We start from the raw sequence: 23,054 nt of genomic DNA, 5'->3' as shown, positions 1-23,054 counted from the left end.
GAATAACCAAAGAAATACCACATCTTTTTATTTCACATTCAATCATAAGAACTTGGCGAGAAGGGAGAGATACCTGTAAACATGTCGTGTAATAACGAAGTTCCTCCTAACATGTTCACGTCCTGCCTCTCCCATACTTTTACGTAACCCAGCATTTTCCAGGAGTGATTCAACATGTTGGGCCAAATCCTGAACTGTGGAAGCTGTGTAACCCGTCACGCCATGTATGACCTGTATCTTTACCCCTCCAACTGGTCGAGCCACTACAGGTACTCTTTTCCAAAGCATTTCGGAGACCACTAGACCAAAGCCTTCACGTATAGCCGTGTGTATTCCTACCCTGGACCCTCGCTGGAAGGCATTCACCTCTAAATCTCTGACTCCCATTTCATCAGTCAGTATATGTATGTCCTCGTCTTGACCAACGTGCTCTTTTACTTTTTCGTAAAAAACTAACCCTTCTGGATCATCTCTAGCCATCATCGAGATAATTAAAAGCTGGAGATCACGTTTTTTCTTCAATATTTTGTAAACGTCTATCGCAGCGGGGATATCTTTCCATGGATCAAATCTTGCAACTTTCGTTATGGAAGGTTTCTCTGGATCAACGTTAAATCTCTCGGATACCTTTACAACTTCCTCTCCCGTTAGCTCTCTATTTTTATCGCTTAAGGGATCTATGCTGGGAGGTGACACGAAAGCTTTATCTTTAAATTCGTCACGAATATATTCCTCACTATGAACAATCACCGCGTCATACTGGTTAACGAGTGGGCCAAGACGTCTCCAAAAAAGCGGATTTGGATGAGTCAAGTCGATATGACATCTCCATATCCAATGTTGCTTGCCTTTTTTAGCGAATGATGGAAGTGCCATAGGCTGTGGGTCGTGTACAATTATGAAATCGGCATCCAGATCGAGAATTTCAGCGTTGTACCGATTCCACTTGAGGTAGACCTCCCACTCCTCTTCAGTTAGGGAAATGTCAAGGTTTCCTTGCAGACCATTGTGAATTTTCTTCGTTATGTTGAAAAAATCATCTTCAGCCTCTATGACCTCCCACCTTGCATCGATGTCTAGGGACTTCATTAGAGGTACCATACTGTGGAGAATCTCGGCCACACCTCCCCCGTAAGGTGTAGAGTTTATGTGAAGGATGCTTTTCCCTCGGAAACTTTCTCCCAGAGCCTTCAACTCATTAACATCGTCCTCTCCTGTTACTTTTACATAATCATCAATGCTACGTGTATATTTTGGTGTTACTTTCATGGCTACCACAATTAAGTAGTAGTTATCTTAAAGAAATATTTTTCCGAAGACAGAATATTCTGAAAAATGTGAATAACGCGCGTGAACTAGCAGAAACAGCTCTAATCGAACTTGGGTTAACCCCTTACCAGGCTAAAGTCTATCTGGCGATTGCTGATGGGAAGGAGAGAACAGCCAGTGAGATAGCTTCTCTAGCAAGGGTACCACAGCCAAGGATTTACGAGATCCTTGATTCACTGACAAAGCTGGGAATAGTCGAAGAGATCTTAGCAAAGCCTAGAAGATATAGAGGAGTACCCCCTGCTGAGGCTGTTGAAAGGCTAGCCGATCATGCTAGTAGGAAAATACTAGAGAAGAAAGAGACTGCCTTACAGGTACTAAGGCAAAATATCACATATACAACAGCCTCTTCTAAATTTGGTGTAAAAATAATTAGAAATTACAGCGAATTATTGAGGAGAGCAAGGGAAATGCTCTTGAGTGCCAAATACGAGATACTGATAGCGGCTACACCCGAGCTACTACTTGAAATTATTGAAGATCCTGAATTGTATTTGAATAAGCCCGGAAGACTAACTGCCCTCGTCTCTTTTGAGGCAAATCCGCCATTCCATGCCGAAGCACCTTGGATAGGTATTCGAAGAAGAGCGGTAAGAGTTCTACCAATAATTATTGTAGACTCTGCTAAGTGTCTCGTTTTTCAAGATGAGAACACACTCGAGATAACTGATGAGGGATTGCTCAGGTTACTAAATGATTTTTTCAATCATTCTGTGTGGCGCGTAAGTCAGACTGTAAAGGAGATCCAGGCTTTGAGAGGCTTAGAATACACCTCCACGTCACTTTGGCTTATTAGGGAAGTTATATCAGACGTGTTGAAAAAAGGTTATCAAACCATGGTGTCTGTTAATGGAGTCGAGAGAAAAAGCGGAAAAATGGTCGAGGTTAGTGGCAAGCCACTAGCCCTGCAAGAAAATAGCTTTGGGGTAACACTAGCCCTTGTACTTGATGTTGGAGGTAAAAAATTAACAGTTGGAGGGAGAGGAGCCAGGTTTGAGGACATAGAAGGGCATATTTTCAAGGTAAAAATACTCTGAGGCGCGATGCTACCCTTTTAGGCCCCATCCCACGAAACCTCTCACGTAATACTTCTTAAAGGCCAAGTAGATTGCGAGCGGAGGAATCATTGCAAGGATGGCTCCGGCGCTCAGTAGCCCCCAGTCAATGTGATACTCTCCCTTAAGTAGTGCTAAGCGCTGCGTGACGACGTAGAGGTCTGGAGATGGTAGAAATATCATAGCATAGAAGAAGTCGCCCCACACCCAAGTGAACTGTATGGCGGATGCCGCTATTAGTGCGGGTATGCTTATAGGTAGCAGAATTCTTAGAAATATGCTCATCTCGGAGGCGCCGTCGACTCGCGCGGCTTCAACGAAGCTTAAGGGTATAAGCTTCAAATAGTTACGCAGGAAGAAGGCTATCCATGGTATACCCCAAGCGCTATGAAGCAGTATAAGACCAGTTAGCGTGTTATTCAATCCTAGCTTCACATAGAGGTTGAAGAGGGGTATAACTACCATTTGCTGGGGTATAGACATGAAGAAAAGTATCATAGTGAATAGGAGGGTTTTGTATCGGAACGACAGATAGGTTAGAGAGTAGGCTACCATTGCTGCGAAAAATATTGGTATTACTGTGCTCGTAATTGAAATTATCAATGAGTTCTCTATACCTTGGAGGAAGTTGTAGGAGGGATTCATCAAGACCTCTAGGTAGTTTTTGAGCGAGTAATTCCCTCCAAGGCTCCACCACCCATGAAGTATTACCTCCGTGTAGGGCTTTACAGACATAATAAGTAGAGCTATGAAGGGCAGGAGCCATAGGATGGTAAAAACCCATACGATGAGATTGAGAAGCACTCCTTTAAGTGAAATCCTAGCTTTACTCACTCTCTCTCACCTTTTAAAACTATGCGAATATACCAATACGCAGGTATAAGGGTTAGAAGAGCTAATATAACGGCGACAGCTGCCGCCTTATGGTACTCTAGGGAGCTGGCAAAGTACATATACATTATCATGGCGAGTACTGTTGACGATCCGCCGGGTCCTCCACCCGTGACAACGTATACTATGTCGAAAATTTTCAGGACCCACATTACGGTCATAAGTATTACAACCGTAGTCACGGGTCTAAGTTGAGGTACGATAATCTTGGCGAATATCTGCCACTGCGACGCACCATCTACAAGAGCTGATTCTATCATGCTTGAAGGTATGGAGTCAAGACCCGCAGAGTAAAGAGTAACGCTGAATCCAAGCCAGAGCCAGATAGATCCTAAAATAAGGGCTAATAGAGCTGTCTGAGGGTATATGGTCCATGTCTTTGAGAGCATAGGAACCCCTAAAACCGCGAATATTCTCGGAAAGATACCTATGCTGTCATCGAACATGAATCTGATTACGAGACCACTAACGACACCCGGTAGTACCATCCCTAGGAAAACTGTTCCTAAGACAAAGCTTGATCCAAAAACATACCTGAGAACATAGGCTAGTATCATCCCTAGTAGTACAACCGCAGGAACAGAGATTAAGATCCAAACTGCGTTGTGGATGAGGGCTCCCCAAGGAGGTGTTGGTTCCAGCTTTGTCAAGATCAAGGCTTTGAGAGGTATGCTTTCAGTTAGCACCTCGTAATAGTTTGAGAGCGAAAAAGTCCCTTTAGAGATAAAACTGAGGACGACTGTCCCAATGATCGGATAAATGACGAATATGGAGAGTACTACCAGAGGAGGTAAAAGAAATAATAATAAATCAATTTTCGATTCTTTATTCAAGTTTTTCACCCAAAAAAATATTTTATTTTTTATTTTTAAAGATTTAAGGTTTCGGCTGAGCGCTCTCCAGAGTTTTAAGTACGGAGTCCAATGCCCCGGGGTTGACCCATAGGAGCTTCAGCTGATCCCAGAAAAGCTTCTGCCAGTCTCCTCCAATAGAGTCATCCAGGTCAGGCAGGATCGCCATTCCTCTCTGAGTAATCTTGGTATATACGCTTTGCATAGGTTTCCATAATTGGCTTACTGGAACCTTCGTCCATGTCGGTATCTTGCCTGACGGGACGCTCGCGTGAACCCCTTGTCCTTCGGTGGCCAAAAACTTGAGAAAGTCAACAGCGGCATCTACGTTTTTCGAGTACTTAGGTACGAAGGCATAATCAGCCCCTCCTACGACACCTTTACTTTCAGGGAGCGGGAAGAAGTCAAGATCATTGGGATCCTCCACCATTCCGGTAATCCATGTACCCATAAAGTATAACCCATACTCGCCGGCCCACCATTTAGGGATAACAGTAGTCCACTCAATAGGCTCGCTAAAGTACTTCTTTTGAAGCAACGGCACAAGGTAGTTCTCAAAGACCCTCCTAACGCTAGGATCTGTAAACCTCGTCTTACCGGAAATGAGGTTTAACTGCATCTGGGGGCCTCCGTAGGCTATTATGAAGTGCTCCACGATATCAGACAAAGGCCAGCCCATACCGTCTCCACTGGCAATCGGATTCTTTACACCCTGTATAGACTTGATTTTTTCTAAAAGCTGCACAAATTCGTCATAAGATTTTGGCTCGGATAACCCGTATTTTTGGAAGAAGGACTTACGATACCAGAAGCCAGGCTTCAACCACATCGTGAATGGAGCTCCCCAGACCTTACCGTCAGCTTTGACGGCATCCAGTATTCCGGAAACATACTCGTCTTGCTTGATGATACTCGTAAGATCTACCAAATGTCCCTCTTTACCCATCTTGGCGATGAACCAACCCCATCCGAAGATGACGTCTCCCGGAGCAACTCCCGCGGCAAACTGTATAGGCATTGTTGCCGCAACATCCTCCGCCCTCATCGTCCTGTATTCTATTTCAACGTTGGGGTGGGTTCGCTGATAAGCTTCTATGACTGCTTGGAAGTATTTGGCTTCGTCCCCACTCCAGGGTCCTATGACTACAAGCTTTACTTTCTGCTGAGGAGCTGGTTGAGTTGGGACGGCCTTACCTATCTGCTGACTTAAGGCCTGTATGTCAGATTTTAGACCGGCAACAGAGTTTGACAAGTCGGTTATGCGCGAGGCAAGTGATTGTAGAGTGATGACGGAGTAAAGACTTAGGACCAGGGCAAGGAGAGCCAAGACAACTGCGAAAATGACTAACTTGTTTTGCGTTTGGCTCATCAAGAATATTAACTCCAATACAAAGATTTAAGTTTTACTACACTACCACTTTAAAGTGGTAGTGAATCAGAACATAGCACTCTCAAGGAATCATTATGTATATATGAGGAGAAGAGCTAAATAAGGAAGTAATGAGCCTCCCTATCTAAAAATCTAGGGTGTAGGAGAAAGAAAAAAAAATATTGAAGTCTTAAGGGGAAAAATTAATCGGTTTTTCCTTGTCCTTTAAGCTCCTTTATTCTTTTATCCAGTTCTTGGATCTCCCGTTCCAGGTTTCGTCGTGCATCTTCTAGCCACTGCCTGTATGCTTCGAGATACTCTTGTTGTACAGTAGGCACCTGAGCGGTGGGAAGTGGAAACGTTGGAAGACTGCCGTAGCGTGCGTAGTACCACCAGCACCATCCTGGTCCGTAGATCCATCCAGGGCGCTGCCATGGCGGAAGGTAAGAGAATGGTCCTCTGCCTGGGTATGGTCCCCAGCCTCGATACCACCCCCAACCTGGTGACATGTCTTACACCATTTTGAAATATATTTCACATATATTTAAGTTTTTCGATGCCGTGAACGAGGATAAAGCCTGGAACAGACAATGAAATGAGATATTTTACAACAATAAGAACTTTTCAGTGTGAATAACGGTGAGGCCTAATCGTTCATTCCTCCATGGATGGTTTTGAAGTAGAGAGGCTTATACGAATAGGCTTCAGATTTATTAACGCATCAACTAATTTCCTCCTAGCAGAGTCTAAGATTCGCCATAGAGTGGCATTTGAAAAACCCAGCATAGACGCCGCTTCATCAATTGTTAAACCATCAATATAAACTATCTTTAACACTTCCAGTTCCTCCGGATATATATCGACGCTCTCCTCAAGATTTATGTGAGCCGTGTTCCCAGGCAGAGGTAGGAACACTATTCCTTGAGGAGAATTCTCGTTGGGGGGAGACCCCCTCCAGTGTCTGCCTGTTCTCCTTCGTCTTCCCCATTTATGCATGATGAATACAGTCCTCTATAGAATTACTTGTATTCTTATGAACTAATAAGTGATTCGTTTAAATAGATTTAAGCGGGGTATCATCTAATAGATTTTTATATATTCTACTTCGATACAGGACTTGCTTCTATTCTCTTGGGTCAAGTGCCTGTAGACCTGACCTGCATCTCTTCTGTTATAGCCGAAGACTGCGTTGTCTATCCATATATCCGCCCTTGCTTTGAACGATCCTGCATTAATGGGAAGCCTGGCTACAAGGCTGCCATCTATATAGTATTTTGCCTCAGTCTTCAACCATTCTATCTTGTAGGTGTGCCAATCAGTTAAATCGAGGTTTTGAAGCACGGGTTTGTGAGTGTAAATTGTTACGCCTATCGCACCTCCTGTTAGCCTTGAGATGAGGCTTGGAGCCAGCAGAGATCCTCGGTAAATTTTAATCGGTATAAAGCCTGTAACAGCCTGCGCAAAGAAGCCCTGGAAAATATATGGGCCCCTGCTCTGCAAATGTATAAACCATATCGGCCTGCTGAGGCTGAAGAGCATCGAGTGGTTCCAGAAGCCCCATCCTGCTGAGCCGTAGTGCAGCTGAGACATTCTCAGCTTTGCCTCAAACGTCTTGGTTTCCCAGGGGAGATCGTCAAACCTTCCATCGGATATCTCAGCGTTGGAATAGTAGAGAGCTTCTGTTGGACCGCTACAAAGTGTAAGCTTGCTGTCCCTGACGCTAATTGAGGCGTAATTGTCTGTCCTGTAATCCCAGTAGGGTGTCCTTTCCTCGAACTCGTCGTAGAGGCCTTCCTCGCTCTTAGTAAACCCCTTATGCACTCACGTGCACCTCTCAGCGTCTAGCCTTTTCAGGCTCTCTATGTTTTCTCTCTCAGAGGGGTCTATTTCTCTCGTCAAGAACCATTCGTCTAGGATCTCCTTTGCGACCTCCTCGCTAGTGAGCCTGCCGCTCAGGGCTAGCACATTTGCATCGTTCCACAGTCTAGCGCCTCTAGCCGTCTTAGCGTCGAAACAAAGAGCTGCTCGAACACCGCGAACCTTGTTTGCAGCAATGGAAACACCTGTCCCCGTATAACATATCACTATACCGGTGTCCACTTTACCGCTGGCTACAAGCTCTCCTACAGTCTGCCCAACTCTTGGCCAGGGATAAGGCTTTCCCGTCTCAAGAGAGCCGACCTTGATAACCTCAAAGCCTCTCCTCTCCAACTCCTTAACAATGAACAAGGCGACTGGGTAAAGGTCGTCTGAGCCGACAGCGACCCTCATACATCTCTGTAAAAGCATGGAGTCCTTAAATAATTACCTCGAAACCCTACTCTACTAATGCTCGTCTAACACTTGAGAATTATGCCTCCTCGCCGCCAGCCTTGTATACCCTTGTTATTCTTCCATCTTCGATATAAATTATAGTGGCTCCGGGTGGCTCCTCCACCTCTACATGGGTTATTAGAAAGATCTGATCAAAGAACCTTGAGAGCTCCCCTGCGAAGAAACTAACTATCCTCTCCCTCCTTTCTCCATCCGACGAGCCGAGAGGCTCGTCGAGAACTATGAATTTAGGATAAGAGCCCTTAGAGCTAGGTAGAAGCGCAAGCGTGAAAGCTATCCTTAAAGCTAAAAGGAACTGGTCGTTCGTTCCCCCTGAATAAATGTCTCGTCTAAGCCATCTTCCTGCCTCAGCATCATATACCTCCAAGTCGTAGGTATCAGGCTGCAACCTAACGGCTTTGTACCTTCCGTCTGTAAAGTAGTTTATTGTCCAGCTCATATAGTTCTCGACCAGAGGGGCGAACAACTCACGCCTCCTACGTGATATCTCTTTCAGTGCCTGAAGAGCTCTTTTGACAGCTTCAAACTCCTTATCGAGGCGTTTACGCTCTTCCTCTAATTTTTTAATCTCTTCTTGGAGCTCTTGTAGTCGCGGCTTAATCATCTCAGCCTCGCTTAACTCTTTTTTCAGGGTTTCCTTCCGTACATTTAATTCTGTTTTTTTATTAGAGATTCCCAGTAAATCATCGTCTAACTTGCGATATACCCTATCTACCAGGTCGAGGTCTTGTTCCTCAGCAGCCATCTCAACGTATTCTACCCTACCCTTGAGTCCTGGTGGAACGGATGGTATGATTACGTGCTCCAGTTCCTCTAATATCTTCCTTCTATTCTCTTCTAGTTTGCTTAATTTAGCGTTAAGTTCTTCTAGCTTCTCTGTGGATTCCTTGACTTCCTGTTTGAGCCTTTCTAACTGCTTGCCACTGCTTTCAATCCCAGCCTTCAGGTTGCTCTCCTTTTCCCTCAGTTCATTAATTTTCTCACTGAGGAGTTTAACCTCATTTTGCAGAGCATTTAATGCTTTATCAATGCTTGCTGCATTACTTTCGCCAGTAAGTATGATGATCTCCTGTTCCAGTCTCTCGAGATGAGCCCGGATTTTCTCTTCCTCTAATTTTAGATCTTCTAAACGTTTATTTTTCCCCTCAAGCTGAGCAACAAGAGCTTTCCTTGGACCTATTTCCGACTCAAGTCTACCCAGTTTAGTTAGCAATTCTTGCTTGAGGGAAGATCTACGATGATAGGTTACAAGAAAAACAATAAGTGAGACGCCTGAAAGTGGAATAGCAACCCAAGTAGCTTGGTATAGCAAAGCGAGCAAAGCTATGAAGGCGAGACCTATACTACTCAGATAAGGTTGTATGGAGGGTTTTATGGAAGCTAGGAGTAGCTCTATATTTCTTTTCTCTTCTTCGAGTTTCGCGAGCTCCTTTTTAGCGATCTCTATTCTCCTTATGTCGTCTTCTAGAGTCTCTAATTCGTTGCTTATCCCTTTCATCCTGTCATACTCTCTGTCCCAGTTATCCTTGTAGGATTTTAAATCGCTAAGTATTTTCAGTTTATCTTCATACGTTGATTGCAGCTGCTCAAGTTCCTTTTGGATCTTTTCGAGTTCATCTTGTAACTTTGGTAGTTTTCCTTCTATTTGTTTTATTTCATTATCATTTCTGTTCTTTTTTTCCTGTTCATCTCTGATAGCCTTCTTGGTTTCAGCTATGAGCTCCTCTACACGCGACTTCTTGTCCTCTAATTGTTTTTTCTTATAAAGGGATTGCCTCAGGTGCGCCAAGTATTGAAGGGCTAGCTTGAGTGCAGCTTCCTCCTCACCTAGAGCAGGGATTTTTTCCTCTATTTCTTTGAGCTCTCTCATAAGGTTTGGAATTGAGTTTACTTTTCCTTCTAGGGAGTCGGCTTCCTTCTTTTTTTCTTGGTATACGCGATCAAGTTGTTCTTTTTCACGATTTTTGTTGCTCCTTGTTTCCTCGAGAGCCTGTATAGCCTTATTATAGCTTTCAAGACCCATCATGAGGTTAATTATTTGTTCTCGCTCGCTTTTACCCATTTGAATAATCCTCTCAAGATCTTTTTGTGCAACGATGTTTGTGGAGAGCATCTCTCTCCATGAGACTCTTAAGAGACGTTGAATCTCATCGTTTACTTGCTTGGTACCAGAAGCTATGACTCTTTCAGTGCCTTGTGTAATTTCTATGAGGCGAGCGTTAACCTGCTTTATCGTTTCACCCTCTCTGACAAGTTCCCTGTACACGCGGTACCTTTTACCGTCGACCTCGAACTCGACCTCTACTTGTGCTCTCCGAGCCTTATGGTTCACGACCTCATTATAGCCTCCGCGTGGATTACCCCGCAAATCGCCTATGACTTGATGGTCTCCGTAAAGACCGAAAAGTATGGATTCGATTAAGGTGGATTTGCCAGCCTCGTTCCGGCCCTTTATTATATAAAATCCTTTTCCTAGGCTGAGAGGCGTCGTCAGGTTAAGCCTTCTAAAGTTTACTGCTTTAATGGAATGTATGACTACCACGCTCCCACCTCCTGTAGTACTTTAAGACCTATTTCCAGGGCAAGCCTCAAGATGTCCGCTTCCTCGCCCGTCACATTGGATAAGGCCTCATTGAAGTACTCTTTATAGGAATCGATTGGCGAACTTATATCAGATGTTAACTTGATCTCCTTGAAGAGGCTTTTAAGACCAGAGTCATCAACGACAACGTGGAAAAAGTTGTTTGCTAGTTTGTTTAATAGTTCAGCCTTGCTGTAGCGTGACATCTTCTCAACGGGAAGGCTTCCCTTTATTACGATCCTTGCCAATAGCTCTTGATCAACGACATTAACGGCTTTAAGAACCCTGGTTACGGGTTCGTCAACCGTCTCGTCTAAAGTTACCTCAAAAGTTTTCATGGGACGGGTCGGAACCTCTATAAACTCCAGTCTGGGTGTATTGTTACCAGTGAGCTCAACGTACACGAATCCCTTTTTATCGTCAGTTTCCTCGTTGAAGCTTCTGCGCTCAGTGCTCCCAGGGTAGACCACGAGTGTCTCCTTAATGGTTGTATAGGAGTGCCCGTGGAGGTGTCCCATGGCGAGATAGTTGAGGCCTTCGGGGAGATCTGCGGGAGTTATCGTGGGTGCTGCCCAGTTCTTGGGTATTTTGAAGCCTGCAAAGTTATAATGGAGCATGGCGATGTTTATATCCCCTTCGATTGGGATCCTTAGGTTGCGGTCACGAAGAGGATTAGAGCTTATTTCCAGAGTAGGATCAAAGGAGAGACCCGTTACTGCTACGTCCAGCCCCTCGACTTTAAGGTGCTCCACCCTGAACTCGTCTAGTTCTGGGAAGAATGTCGCGTATCCTGCGGCCTCAATCTCACCTATGGGTGACATGCCCTCTTCTTGTGATCGAGGCATGTCGTGGTTGCCACCGATGACGAAGGCCTTAATGCCCTCAGACGTTATTCGACGGAAAGCTTGCAATACTCTCGTCCTTACGGGGTTTCGGGGATTTATCGAATCGAAGAGATCCCCCGAGACTAAGAATAGATGAGGCTTCCTCTCTAGCGCGAACTCGACAACCCTGAGAAAGGATTTGTAGAAGTCAAGTCTTCTATCGAGGGCTTTCGAACCAAGATAACTTAGTTTTGGGTCTAGGTGGTTGTCAGCTGTATGAACTAGCCTAAGAGGCATGTTTTACACCTCTGAGAATACACCCTTGGCTGGTGGAGCTATTTTAGGCGTGGTAAGCCTTAACTCTTCCCTTGCCTGCCTTAGTTCCTCGACCAGATCAATGTCCGCACCACCTTCCTTTGTCCTTCTAGCACGAACCTTGACTACCACGGGCACACGCGTGAGTTCACCTAGGATTACAGCCTCACCCACGTTTAGCCCAGGCAGATCTGCAAGGAGGTCTGCACTGAGCCTCTCGCTTGATTCTTGAACTGCTCTCTGATCCAGAGGGTTTGTTATTCTCAATATTATCTGGCTGTTGCACTGGCTTAAAGCATCCGAGTCTATCTTGCTGGGCCGCTGGGTTACCAGTACGAGGAAAACGCCGAACTTTCTCCCCTCTGCAGCTATTGTTTTAATAACCTGAGAGGACATGGTATTTTTCTTGGACTCCTTACCCGGGACGAATCGATGAGCTTCTTCAACCACGACGAATATAGGGTACCTGAATTGCCCCGTGTATCTCAGCTCGAATATACCTTCAAGGATCCTGCTAACAATATAGTCCTGGCTTGCATCGTTTAGCCCTGACAAGTCGATAACTGATACATGCCCGGGTTTAAGTATCTCGTCTTTGAGAGAAGTAGTCCTTTCCCCAAACACTTTAAACTTAGTTAAACGTCTCAAGTGGTTTATAGCTCGCTGGGCAGCCTCTTTAACTCTCTTAGTTCCAGACCTTGCAGCCATCTCTTCCAGCACCTGTATTAGATCCCTGACCTGATAATCGTTCCCTTTCTCGCGAAGCTTCTTGATAGCCGCACGTATTACCTCCCGAACATTCGACCACCCCTCTGGGATGCCGGCGACACCGGCAACCTCGTCGCCTTCAAGCTCTGAAAACTTGAAAACAAGCTCGTTGACGTTATCCAGCTGACTCGACGAATATCTTCCCGTACTGTTTGGGTTTCTGAAGACTAGGATTCTATCTGAGTACTCGTGTCTTTTCATATCCCTGTCTCTGCTCAGGAAGACATAGTCGGCGTGTGGATCAATGATGACAACTGTGCCACCCAACCTTAAGAGTTCCTCTATTATGACGCCAACAGTGTAAGATTTACCAGCACCTGTTTGTGCAATGACAGCTACATGCCTTCTGAAGCCGTTCACGCTCAGGTAAACGGGGACCGAACTTCGGGAAACCAGAGTACCTATATACAGTCCCTCCTCGGGTTCATAGGAAAAAAAGTTACTGACTAACACGTCCGGAGCCAAAAAGACTGGATTACCTGGGAATAGTGCTCTCCTAGGCATGAGTACAACCCGGCGACCATTTTCTTCGGCTAGGAATCCAAGTGTTTTAGCCGTACAAAGGATATTGGAGTCGTCTATACCGGCCCGATGTACCCTTTCGAGTGTCGTCAAATTCAATGATGAATTGAAGGCAGTACTGCTAGAGAGTACGCCGACCACTTGTGCAAGGACGTCTACTTCTCGGAGAACTCCGTTGACATATTCCCTAGACTTGACTATTACATACTCGAACTTTTGCGGGTGCTCCTCCTTATCTGTGACGAAAACAAAGCTCTCAGGAGACGCTTTTTCAACTATTCTTCCTACGAGTCTAAGGGTAGTGGACACGTCTCTCACCCCTCGAGTGGAGAATAAGCGTATCAAGCTCCCTCATTATAACCCTCCTGTATGTTTCCAGAGTCGCAGCTGAAATTTTAACCCTGCGGTCTACCTCTAGCAATAAAACATTGTAGCCTTTCTCACCTGCATAAAGCCCTCTTAAAAGTGACAAGGACCGCTCTACAGTTGCAATAGATGTATCATCGTCAGTGAACCGAGTAGAGCTTTGGAGTGCTCCACTTTTTAGAAAGCCTACGTCGGAAATCTCCTTACTTATAATATCAACACGTAAAGGATCATCACCAGGCCCCATAATGGTGTATGACATCAAAACAGGAGGATAGCTTCTAAGCTGGGCGATAAGCTCGTGTGCCATTTTTACAAACTCCCCTCTATGCTTGTCAGCTGATTTCTCGAAAACACTGGCAAGCTTCTCAATGTTACCGTCGCTGGCACGTTCATCTAACACAAGGTCAAACTGTCCCGCTATTACCTTTGAGAGAGACAGGATCAAAGGAGTCGAATAGCCTTGACCTACACCTGCTTCAAGAATTATGCGAGAGTCTGGAACATGTGAGCGGGCCTGTTCAAAGTAATCCAGGATAACGGCTGGAAACTCTCCCGATCTAACCTTCTCTCTAACCTTCTCAAGAACCTCACGAGGCCTCCTCCTCAAGGCAGTCCATAATCGAAGAACCTCCTCTACCTCTACGCCTGATTCACTTGCCACTTCAAGGACTTTTTTCTTTAACAGCTCCTCCTTGAAAAGTGTTGAACGTGAGTCCTTACTGACTCCTAAAACAGTCACACCACGCTTTACAGCTTGAGTTAAGAAGTCGCTGTAAGTTCTTACATATTCGAACATGAAGTCTTCGCGACCCTCGAGATCTAACTCCATTAGGACATGGATCATACGTCCATAGAGCGAGCCATCAATGAGGATAAATTCAGGTTCATCCTCTAGCGATTCAAGAGCAACAGCGTGCTCTATGTGTTCCCTCATAAGCCTCACATATTCCTCGAAATCCCTCGTGTTGCGAGGATAGAGAGCATCCACAATCAATTTCCTGAAACTTTTCGAGAAGGGTGCGAGGGCCATGCTTCTAGCAACAAGTACGACTCCTCCCCCTCTAACCTCGACTATACCAGTACTACTATCCACGGCAAAAATCTTATCGATTACCTCAAGTGGAAGTGGTAAAGGCCTCCATTTCTCTATGACCATGCGCTTATAGTTTTCAGATAGCTCTGAGATTTTTCCTGCTATTTCTTCAAGATAAGACTTCTTGAGACTAATCTCTTCTGCTAGCAGATCCAAGAATTCCGGCACGTATGCATAATCTATACAATGTGTATAAAATTGTGATGTAAAAGTTTGGTGAAAGTAAAACTATCAGATAAAAGAAGAAAAATTAGTTTTATTTTAGGCTTTCTTGTGGCAGAACCACCAGTCGTAGCACTCGATCTCTTTTTTCGCGGCCTTTTCCAATCTTTCCTTAGCTGTTTTCTCGTCGGCGGCAGGCGGAACTATTACGTGGTCACCTATTAGTTCATTGTTGGGCCAGTTCGCGGGTATCGTTACGCCGTGCTTGTCAGCAGTTTGCAGTCCTTTAATCATTCTGAGGATTTCGTCTATGTTCCTGCCTAACTCCTGTGGGTAGTACAGCATAGCTCTAAGTACACCGTTTGGGTCGATGATGAATACAGCTCGGACAGTGTTCGTGCCCTTGCCAGGGTGTATCATCCCAAACTTCTTGGCAACCTCACCTGTATCGTCAGCGATTATGGGGAACTTTATCTCGACGCCTAGCTTCTCCTTTATCCATTCAACCCACTTTATATGACTGAATACCTGGTCGATGCTTAGACCGATAAGCTGTACATTAAGCTTCTGGAATTCCTCAAATCTCTTCTGGAAGGCTACAAATTCCGTGGTGCAGACAGGCGTAAAGTCTGCTGGATGGCTGAATAACACTATCCATTTTCCTTTATAGTGATCAGGGAAAGTAATTGTTCCGTGAGTAGTCTTAACTTCCATCGAGGGTATCTTTTCTCCTAACAAGGGGATTCTTCCTTCTGACATTGTTTTCACCCTTTTTTGCTGTTCATAATACTTTTTTAGGTTTAAATAAATTTCGGTTAGGAAATCATACTTTAAAGATCGTGATCCTAATAGATAAAGGACTACCCAGTTGCAGGATTTGTTTTAAAAAAAGGAGATAGCTTAAAAGATTCCAAGGGACTGGAGAAGGTATAGAGTCGTGAAAGAGACGATAGGTACTGTTATATTGTCATCTAGCCTTACGCCTCCTATGTACTCAACTCTTTCAATAAAACTCGCCGCCAGAGCCGAAAGTACTCCTGAGAGTCCGAAATTTAAGGCGATAGCCATAGCAGCGCTCACTATGAACATTGCAAGATTTCCGCTCCAATGCTTTATCCTTCTCTTAAAGAGAGCATTCCTGACTATTCCCGTGACGCCGTCCCCTACGGCCATGAAAAGTAGCGGTAATGCACCGAACAAGAACGGGTGATTATATCCTAGCTGGTTGCCCGCAAACCAGCCTAGAGTTATAAAGATAGCCCACATGATGCAGAAATCCACTTCGTAGATATTGTCCGGGTCTTGGAACCAATACATGAGTTTACCAGTTTTATGCGGGATATACGTCAACAATGCGAGGAGAAGCCCTAAGGCGAATGGTAATGCTGGGGTTGAAAATAGGGGGTATAATGCGACAACGAGAGCCACTACTCCGCCTGCTAGTATGTGTATCACTTTTCTTGAATAATAAATGGCCACCTTATGGCTTTCTCCGCGCTTAGTAAAGAACTCATATGTTAGCTTCGCAATTACTGTTACTACGAACATTACCCAGACAAATAGTAGGGCTGCATACACTACCTCGTTTATATTTATCATAAGATGTATCAGTGTAAGATGAAAAGAACCCTCTATATAACGATTGCTTTCTAAAAATACGTCAATCGCCGAATAAACCAAATTACATTCTTAATTTCTTCCACATCACAAACACCTGGACAGATATTTATTTTAATTCCCTTAGGGTGAAAAGTCCTGGAAGATGAGACCGAAGACTCTGATCCTTAAAGTCGATCCTCAAAACCCTTCAATTAACGTGATTAGAGAAGCAGCCCGCATTCTTGCAGAGGGCGGACTTGTCGCCTTCCCCACAGAAACCGTCTACGGATTGGGGGCCGCAGCTGATATACGTGAAGCGGTACTCAAAATCTTCAAGGTTAAGAACAGACCACCAGATAACCCACTCATACTACATCTCGCTGACCCTGAGTGGTTGCCGAGAGTCTCCAGGAATATCCCCTCCTATGCCTACAAGCTTATTGAAAAGTTTTGGCCTGGACCACTAACACTGATCCTGCCAAAGGCGGAGCAGGTGCTTAGTGAGGTCACAGCCGGCCTGCCTAAAGTAGCTGTCAGGGTTCCAGCGCATCGCGTAGCACAATTACTGATCAAGGAATTAGGGAAACCCGTTGCAGCCCCTAGCGCGAATAGATCTGGAAGACCTTCTCCCACTCATGCCCGACATGTCATAGAAGATTTCAATGGCCAAATAGATGCAATAATTGATGCTGGTGAAACCCTCCATGGAGTTGAGTCAACAATACTTGACATCACCCTTTGGCCCCCCGTCCTGCTAAGACCAGGAGCCATACCTATCGAAGAAATAGAAATGACCTTGGGCGTAAAGGTAACGGTACCTGAGTTCGCTCGTGGGATACGGGAGTCAGAAGAAGCTATTGCTCCGGGAACAAAATACAGGCATTATGCTCCTATGGCTGAAATGATCCTGGTTGAAGCTGAAGATTATAAGAACCTTGATAAGCTAGTTGAAAAAGTAAAGGAGATAGCTCTCAAGAAAATTTCTAGAGGAGTCAAGGTCGGGATTTTATGCAGTGATGAGACAGCACACAGATATGAAGGACTCGGATTGGTGGTTAGTCTAGGTCCACGTAGCGACAGCTTTATCATTGCTAGGAATCTCTTTAAGGCTTTAAGATCTATGGACGAGTTAGGCGTCGAGTTTATTGTGGCTGAAGGCTTCGAGGAAAAAGGTTTGGGGTTGACGGTAATGAATAGGCTTAGAAAAGCCTCGGGTCATAACGTTGTAAATGCTGTGTAACAACAGGAATAATTTCTCGTTTTTAACTTGGCTGGAGATGTTTTAAGATGTCTACAACTTGTTCATCTGTAACTTCGCTAAAATCTTGGTAGTACATTCCTACTGCGTAGAGTAGAAGCGGCTTATGAACCCACACAAGCTCGTCACAGTATTCCCTAACAAGGCTCACTACGTCATCTGAAATTACAGGAGTAGCAATTATTACTCTTGAGGCACCCGCTCTACGTGCCGCGATCGCAGCCACTATTACTGTTGCACCTGTAGCAATCCCATCGTCAACAATAATCGCATCAAGCCCTGGTATCTGTAGCGCGAGACCACCTCTGAATTTAGCTACGTATTCCGATACACGTTTTCGTTGAAACGATATCTCCTGGTTCAAGTATTCCTCACTAATTCCTAGTTCCTCTACCAAACCCTGATTAATCCAGAGGGCGTCATACTCGCTTACAGCTCCGATTCCAAGCTCCGGGTTGCCGGGGGCTCGAAGCTTCCTCGAAACTATTGCGTTTAGGGGTACTCCTAGCTTCTCAGCTACTGCTTTCGCAGTTACAACCCCACCCCTAGGTATGCCCAGTACTATAGCTTTCTCCCAGGTTTTCCTAAGCGATAATAATTTTTCCCCTAGAAGCCTTCCGGCGTGAAGCCTATCTCGGAAAACCTCGACCATACCCAAATAATAGAAAAATCGAACTATATAGCTAATCTTAGCTAAAACCCTATCCTCTTCCTTAAACGAGCAAGATCTATTACACGTTCTCTCTTCTTTTCCTTTGTCTTCGCGAAATTCTTGTAGGCAAGCTCTAGTGACTCGAAGACCGCCTGTACAACATCCCAGCCAGAGGTAGACGCGGTATAAGAGCCTTTATCTAGCTTTATCGAAACCCGGACGTCATATCTCCGCCTCTCACCAGCTTTCTCGCGTGGCTTTAAGACTACCGAGAATTCTAGAAGATTAGCTCGCGCCGCAACGCTTTTCGCTATGTCGACAGTTTTTCTTGTGACAAGGTTTCTCTCTATAAAGTCTAGTTCATCTAACCCTTCGATTCTTATAGGTAGTTTGGCTTCCTCAACCTCCGGTAGGAGACGCCTTATAAACAGATAGGGGGATATAACACCCACAACATTTTGTTTAGGGTCCAAGACAATAGCTCCCTCGGCGATATCTTCAATGGTAGGTACACCGTCCACATTAACTGTTCTCTGAGGAGACATCATTATCTTGTGTACTGGTTGATCAAGGAAGTATTCTACCTCTCCCTTTACCTCGCCTAGCTTGTCCCTGCGAAGTGGCGTGTTGTATATAAAGTTCACAAGGTCGTATACCCTCACCGCGCCCACTAGTCTACCGTCATGGGCTACAGGAACGAGCCTAAGTCCGATCTCTGCTATAAGCTTCCTGGCTTTCTCAACGCTGTCATCGGGCTTGAGGGGCTCTATGGGGTACATTATGTGTCGTGCGGGCACCTTTGGAGCCAATTTAAGAGCATAGATTACTCGTCTTGCATGTACTACTCCAATAATGCTTCCCTTCTCGATGACTGCTAATCCTGGTAGACCTGTACGTGCAAAGATTTGTGCAATACTTACGGGGTCGGAGGGCCACTGGACGAGGGGGGCTTTCTCGACTAAATTCTTGAGCTTTGTCTCGCCGTGTGCACGAGACCTCAGGAGCGTGAAGATAGACACCACTCCCAGATATTTTTTCTCGTCGTCTACTACGGCTACAACGGGTATCTCGTTTTGCCACATCTTTTCCGCGGCTAGTGAGACTGTTCGGGCATGAGTGAGAGGTTCTAATCGGACTAGAAGATTATCGAGGGGAGGAGTAGATTCTACCATCAGTTATTAATAGGCTGAAGCTATATAAAAACCTCTTTTTAAGATAAGATATTACGTAGATAGGTATAATTTAGACGGTTTCATTAAGTTATTGTGACGAGGTTAACAGTTCAGGATGTAGACAAGTGTGTAGGCTGCATGTCCTGTATGTTTGCTTGTTCCCGAAGATTTGGGGAGGGAGGCCTTGCCAAGTCTGCCATTCATGTTTCGAGTATAGGGGGCGTTGAGAGGGGCTATAAGGTTGTTGTTTGTAGGGGGTGTGAGGAGCCGTCCTGTGAGGCTGCATGCCCTACAGGCGCACTTGTGAAACGTAAGGATGGGGGTGTTATTTTGAACTCTTCCAAGTGTATAGGCTGTGGAAACTGCCTGAGGGCCTGTCCAATTGGTGCCGTAATGTGGGATTACGAGATGAATAAGCCTATTATTTGCGTCCACTGCGGTTACTGCACGAACTATTGTCCTTATGGTGTCCTAACTCTAGCAAGGTGATCTGAATGCCAGTCCTCGGTACTCTTGGCAGGGTATTGTATATCGATCTAACCAGCAAGAAGTTCTGGACAGAGGATCGTAGCGATCTCTTCGAAGAATATCTAGGAGGAACCGGTGTCGCCGTAAAACTTCTCGAGGAAGAGCTCCCACGCAATACGCACCCCCTAGACCCTGAAAACGTCATCGTATTCGCAGTGGGCCCCTTTACCGCACTTTACCCCACAGCTTCAAAAACTGTAGCCGTTTTCAAGAGCCCACACACTGGAAACCTTGGTGAAAGCCATGCGGGCGGGAGAAGCGCTGTCGCCATAAGACTTGCCGGTTACGGGGCCATAGTGATAAAGGGAGCTAGCGATTTACCTGTTTGGGTCTCAGTTCAAGGAGATAAAGTCTATTTCAGAGATGCACGCGCGTTGTGGGGCATGTCGAGTAGCTACACGGTCGGCAGGATTATACGAGAAGTCGAGCCCGGTTCGGGCCTCAGAGCTATAATGCGTATCGGGAAGGCTGGTGAAAAAATGGTAAGCTATGCCAACGTTATAACAGAGACTTATCGGCATTTTGGTAGGCTCGGGCTAGGAGCCGTTTTTGGAAGTAAACGCCTGAAGGCTTTAGTGATCTCAGGAAAGTCGTCGATACAAGTCGCTGACAAAAGAGCCTACCGTGAAGCATATGACAAGATATTCCGCCTAATTGTAGAAAGCCCGCTCATGAAGAAGTACCATGATCTCGGAACACCGGTCAACGTCCTACAGTTAAACGCTATCAGAGCCTTGCCGTCATTTAACCTTCAACAAGCCAGCCTTGACACTGCCGAAAAGATATCGGGAGAATACCTAGCCGAAAAATATCTCGGAAGAAGAGTTTCATGCGCGCACTGCCCTGTTGCTTGCATACATCTCGCTGTACTCCGGGAACCTTACGAGGAGGAACCTTACTTCTATAAAACCACCTTTATAGGCTATGACTATGAACCTATCTATGCCCTTGGCTCGATGCTCGGCGCCCGTGAACCTGAGGGCCTATTAAGACTCATCGACACGGTAGAAGCCTACGGGCTTGATGCTATGACTACCGGAGTGGTACTTGCCTGGGCGACTGAGGCTTACAAAAGAGGTTTAATTAGCAAGGAAGATCTCGATGGCTTGGAACTCGATTGGGGGAACTACAACGTCTATATCGAGGCGGTTAAAAAGATAGCTGAACAGCCCACGGAACTATATAAAGCCATGGCTAGGGGTGTAAAGTTCGCATCAGAGCGTTTCGGCGGAAAAGAATTCGCGCTCGCTTTCTCCGGCAATGAGATGGCAGGCTATCATACTGGGCCTGCGGCATACCTAAACTACTCTTTCGGTGCTAGGCATAGCCACCTAGATAGTGCTGGCTACTCCTACGACCAGAAAACTCTCGGTAAACAGCCCTCTCCACGTGAAGTGGTCACAGCATTGTTGGAAGAAGAAGCCTGGAGACAAGTTCTAACAAGTCTCGTGATATGTCTCTTCGCCAGAGAAATATACAAGCCCAACATTATACTCGATGCCCTCAAACCACTAGGCTTTGAGCTCCAAGAAAAAGATCTAAGCGAACTTGGCAGGAAGATTTTAAGCGAAAAGTACAAGCTGAAGGTTCGTGAGGGCTTCGACCCGGAAAGTGTTGAGTTTCCAAAGAGAATATTTGAAACTCCTACACCACACGGGTTTCTGAGCGTAGATTTCATGGAAGAGGCAAAAAGAGAGTACGCCACGCTTATAAAGCAAATGCTGAGTACTTGAATACTATAAGACTATTTCCAGGCTACTTTTATCCAGAATTATCTTAGAAGTCTCTGGCTCATAGTAAACCGAGAAAGCCCTTATCCCCACCCCACTCTCATAAGCCATTTTTAAGAGCCTCGCCACCTCCGCGTCCCCCTCCACATAGGGTTTGAAAGCTGTAACTCCTCGTATACCGGCAACAAACACTATAAGCGCTTTATGGCCAATTCTGGCGAGCTCTATTAGTTCCCATATATGTCTTCTACCCCTTAAGGTTGGACAGTCGGGGTACATTGCATATCCGTCTTGCCTTAGAACCGCACTCTTAAGCTCTGTAAAAACCTTGTATCCTCCACACGAGAGGAGGTAGTCTAGTTTAGACGAGCCGACTCTTGGGGCTCTGGAAACAATTTCGCACTTAGCCCAATCAAGAAGTCCCCTTCTAACTGCTTCCTCAAAGCTCTTCATCTGTAGCTGCGTGTCTATGAGAGCCCCGCTCCCTTCTTCATCTACTGCTATCAAGCGAAACTCAGTCTTTCCCCTATGCGGTAGACAGTAAGCGGTTTTTCCCTCCTTGATGTATTCAAGTAGCCTTCCTGTATTGTTTATATGGGCTCGGGTAAGCTTCCAAGCGTGTTTAACCTCGACAACGAAGCGGTTAACGCGACGTACAATAGTGCAGATGCTTGGACTCTCAAGCTGTAAGAGCAATTTGTCACGCCTCTAAGGCGACTTTTACAAGAACACGCATCTTCTCAAGCACAATCTCCTCGTATTCACGCCCATTCAAAACTCCCCGCAAGCCGCCGAAGCCGCAGTCAGGCTTCAAAAAGAGAAGCATTTCCCCGTAAGTCTCCCTAGCCTCACGAGCAAGTTGAAGCACAGAAGAATAATCCTCTACACTGGGTTTAACAGGAGAGATAACACCGAAAGCTAGTCTCTTGGAATTTTTCGCGAGCTCGTCTCGCGTGTAATAAACCCTGTTTGAAGGAAAGTCGCTGTGCTCGTGATCTAAGAAGTCTGCATTATGGAGGCCGAGGAGAACCTTTTTCAGGAGAGGTGGTAGCCTCCCACAAACATGTACACCACGATGAACCCCACCAAGTCTGCTCAGGACGCTTTCTAAGGCTTGTTGAAGATACTCGAGAGTGAGATTATACATAACGTTTCTAGCGCCAACAATCACAGCGAGGACTGGTTCATCAACACAATAGACGTCTCCTCTTACCTCCTTGTCTAGTTTAGAGGCCAAGCCTGAAACATAGGAGACTACTTTTTCAAGCAAGTCCTTGTCAGTTAGAGCAGACCCCGATATATCGCCGACCCTTTCAAGTGACAAGGCTATTTTTGATGCTAGGGTGAATGGGCCAGTGACAGGGACTCTAAACCTCAAACCCAGTTCACGGGCAATATCCCTGGCGATAATGTAATCCGGTGGAACAATAGGCTCGGCTTCCTCTAAGTGACGCCTTAGTACATAGCCTCGCTTCTCATAGGAAACTACACCTTGCTTTACTAGTGGCTCTAAGAAGATGTATACGAAGTCTCTCAACTGCGGTAGAACTGGATATGTTATGCCGAGTTTTGCCTGATCTTCCAATGCTCGTCTAATATTTGGCTCCGAGAATTCTAGGGGAAAGCTACCTACGAGGGTAGTAGCTATCACA

General features: G+C 45.5%; 22 protein-coding genes. 4 read left to right on the top strand and 18 right to left on the bottom strand.

Annotation, left to right across the window (positions count from 1 at the left end; genetic code table 11):
• Nucleotides 1–42 precede the first annotated feature (42 nt).
• Nucleotides 43–1,269, bottom strand: a complete 1,227-nt coding sequence (locus MA03_RS01635) for a glycosyltransferase (RefSeq protein ID WP_052884857.1) — start codon at nucleotides 1,267–1,269, stop codon at nucleotides 43–45.
• 68 nt (nucleotides 1,270–1,337) lie between these two features.
• On the opposite strand from MA03_RS01635, the gene MA03_RS01630 reads away from it, so the two are divergent.
• Nucleotides 1,338–2,366: a TrmB family transcriptional regulator gene (locus MA03_RS01630; RefSeq protein WP_052883604.1), complete on the top strand. Its 1,029-nt coding sequence runs from the start codon at nucleotides 1,338–1,340 to the stop codon at nucleotides 2,364–2,366.
• Between the two features lie 9 nt (nucleotides 2,367–2,375).
• Here the strand turns inward: MA03_RS01630 and MA03_RS01625 are convergent, their stop codons facing one another.
• The 13 genes from MA03_RS01625 to MA03_RS01565 all read right to left on the bottom strand — a co-directional run bounded on the left by MA03_RS01625 (nucleotide 2,376) and on the right by MA03_RS01565 (nucleotide 16,062).
• Nucleotides 2,376–3,218, bottom strand: a complete 843-nt coding sequence (locus MA03_RS01625; RefSeq protein ID WP_052883603.1) for a carbohydrate ABC transporter permease — start codon at nucleotides 3,216–3,218, stop codon at nucleotides 2,376–2,378.
• Nucleotides 3,215–4,108 carry a carbohydrate ABC transporter permease gene (locus MA03_RS01620; protein ID WP_052884856.1) on the bottom strand — a complete coding sequence of 298 codons (894 nt, stop codon included), beginning with the start codon at nucleotides 4,106–4,108 and terminating at the stop codon, nucleotides 3,215–3,217. Before MA03_RS01620 ends, MA03_RS01625 begins: the two co-directional genes overlap by 4 nt.
• A gap of 43 nt (nucleotides 4,109–4,151) precedes the next feature.
• Entirely contained in the window at nucleotides 4,152–5,495 is a 1,344-nt protein-coding gene (locus tag MA03_RS01615) for an ABC transporter substrate-binding protein (protein WP_052883602.1), read from the bottom strand.
• A gap of 203 nt (nucleotides 5,496–5,698) precedes the next feature.
• Entirely contained in the window at nucleotides 5,699–6,004 is a 306-nt protein-coding gene (locus tag MA03_RS01610) for a DUF5320 domain-containing protein (protein WP_191118647.1), read from the bottom strand.
• A gap of 145 nt (nucleotides 6,005–6,149) precedes the next feature.
• Nucleotides 6,150–6,491 carry a DUF134 domain-containing protein gene (locus tag MA03_RS01605; protein ID WP_052883600.1) on the bottom strand — a complete coding sequence of 114 codons (342 nt, stop codon included), beginning with the start codon at nucleotides 6,489–6,491 and terminating at the stop codon, nucleotides 6,150–6,152.
• 84 nt (nucleotides 6,492–6,575) lie between these two features.
• Nucleotides 6,576–7,316, bottom strand: a complete 741-nt coding sequence (locus MA03_RS01600) for a LamG domain-containing protein (RefSeq protein ID WP_052883599.1) — start codon at nucleotides 7,314–7,316, stop codon at nucleotides 6,576–6,578.
• Nucleotides 7,317–7,766: an RpiB/LacA/LacB family sugar-phosphate isomerase gene (locus tag MA03_RS01595; RefSeq protein WP_052883598.1), complete on the bottom strand. Its 450-nt coding sequence runs from the start codon at nucleotides 7,764–7,766 to the stop codon at nucleotides 7,317–7,319.
• A 79-nt stretch (nucleotides 7,767–7,845) separates the two neighbouring features.
• The gene (locus MA03_RS01590) at nucleotides 7,846–10,371 is read right to left on the bottom strand and encodes an AAA family ATPase (protein WP_052883597.1); all 2,526 of its coding nucleotides are present in this window, start codon (nucleotides 10,369–10,371) and stop codon (nucleotides 7,846–7,848) included.
• Nucleotides 10,365–11,531 (bottom strand): metallophosphoesterase family protein, encoded by a 1,167-nt coding sequence (locus MA03_RS01585; protein WP_052883596.1) that lies wholly within the window; start codon nucleotides 11,529–11,531, stop codon nucleotides 10,365–10,367. The genes MA03_RS01590 and MA03_RS01585 overlap by 7 nt, the downstream gene beginning before the upstream one ends.
• Nucleotides 11,532–11,534: 3 nt before the next feature.
• Entirely contained in the window at nucleotides 11,535–13,148 is a 1,614-nt protein-coding gene (locus tag MA03_RS01580) for an ATP-binding protein (protein ID WP_052883595.1), read from the bottom strand.
• The gene (locus MA03_RS01575; protein ID WP_052883594.1) at nucleotides 13,132–14,469 is read right to left on the bottom strand and encodes a DNA double-strand break repair nuclease NurA; all 1,338 of its coding nucleotides are present in this window, start codon (nucleotides 14,467–14,469) and stop codon (nucleotides 13,132–13,134) included. Before MA03_RS01575 ends, MA03_RS01580 begins: the two co-directional genes overlap by 17 nt.
• 93 nt (nucleotides 14,470–14,562) lie before the next feature.
• Nucleotides 14,563–15,222 carry a peroxiredoxin gene (locus tag MA03_RS01570; RefSeq protein WP_052884855.1) on the bottom strand — a complete coding sequence of 220 codons (660 nt, stop codon included), beginning with the start codon at nucleotides 15,220–15,222 and terminating at the stop codon, nucleotides 14,563–14,565.
• Nucleotides 15,223–15,363: 141 nt separating this feature from the next.
• The gene (locus MA03_RS01565) at nucleotides 15,364–16,062 is read right to left on the bottom strand and encodes a diacylglycerol/polyprenol kinase family protein (RefSeq protein WP_052883593.1); all 699 of its coding nucleotides are present in this window, start codon (nucleotides 16,060–16,062) and stop codon (nucleotides 15,364–15,366) included.
• A gap of 163 nt (nucleotides 16,063–16,225) precedes the next feature.
• Between MA03_RS01565 and MA03_RS01560 the strand changes: the two genes are divergently transcribed.
• A complete protein-coding gene (locus MA03_RS01560) occupies nucleotides 16,226–17,302 on the top strand; it encodes an L-threonylcarbamoyladenylate synthase (RefSeq protein ID WP_052883592.1) in 1,077 nt (358 codons plus the stop codon).
• A 22-nt stretch (nucleotides 17,303–17,324) separates the two neighbouring features.
• Here the strand turns inward: MA03_RS01560 and MA03_RS01555 are convergent, their stop codons facing one another.
• Entirely contained in the window at nucleotides 17,325–17,972 is a 648-nt protein-coding gene (locus tag MA03_RS01555) for a phosphoribosyltransferase (RefSeq protein ID WP_052883591.1), read from the bottom strand.
• 41 nt (nucleotides 17,973–18,013) lie between these two features.
• Nucleotides 18,014–19,144 (bottom strand): CBS domain-containing protein, encoded by a 1,131-nt coding sequence (locus MA03_RS01550; RefSeq protein ID WP_052883590.1) that lies wholly within the window; start codon nucleotides 19,142–19,144, stop codon nucleotides 18,014–18,016.
• 93 nt (nucleotides 19,145–19,237) lie between these two features.
• On the opposite strand from MA03_RS01550, the gene MA03_RS08575 reads away from it, so the two are divergent.
• Together MA03_RS08575 and MA03_RS01545 are read left to right on the top strand one after the other, a co-directional pair.
• On the top strand, nucleotides 19,238–19,633 hold the full coding sequence (locus tag MA03_RS08575) for a 4Fe-4S dicluster domain-containing protein (protein WP_236944904.1): 396 nt from the start codon (nucleotides 19,238–19,240) through the stop codon (nucleotides 19,631–19,633).
• Between the two features lie 5 nt (nucleotides 19,634–19,638).
• The gene (locus MA03_RS01545) at nucleotides 19,639–21,405 is read left to right on the top strand and encodes an aldehyde ferredoxin oxidoreductase family protein (protein WP_052883589.1); all 1,767 of its coding nucleotides are present in this window, start codon (nucleotides 19,639–19,641) and stop codon (nucleotides 21,403–21,405) included.
• Nucleotides 21,406–21,408: 3 nt separating this feature from the next.
• Here the strand turns inward: MA03_RS01545 and sfsA are convergent, their stop codons facing one another.
• Nucleotides 21,409–22,098: a DNA/RNA nuclease SfsA gene (gene sfsA / locus MA03_RS01540; protein WP_052883588.1), complete on the bottom strand. Its 690-nt coding sequence runs from the start codon at nucleotides 22,096–22,098 to the stop codon at nucleotides 21,409–21,411.
• Between the two features lie 4 nt (nucleotides 22,099–22,102).
• On the bottom strand, nucleotides 22,103–23,053 hold the full coding sequence (locus MA03_RS01535) for a uroporphyrinogen decarboxylase/cobalamine-independent methonine synthase family protein (protein WP_052883587.1): 951 nt from the start codon (nucleotides 23,051–23,053) through the stop codon (nucleotides 22,103–22,105).
• Nucleotide 23,054 lies beyond the last annotated feature (1 nt).

Origin of the sequence: Thermofilum uzonense (assembly GCF_000993805.1) — an archaeon.
Classification (GTDB): Archaea; Thermoproteota; Thermoprotei; order Thermofilales; family Thermofilaceae; genus Thermofilum; species Thermofilum uzonense.
The sequence above is the reverse complement of the archived record's forward strand: the minus strand, read 5'-3'. Positions and strand labels throughout refer to the sequence as shown.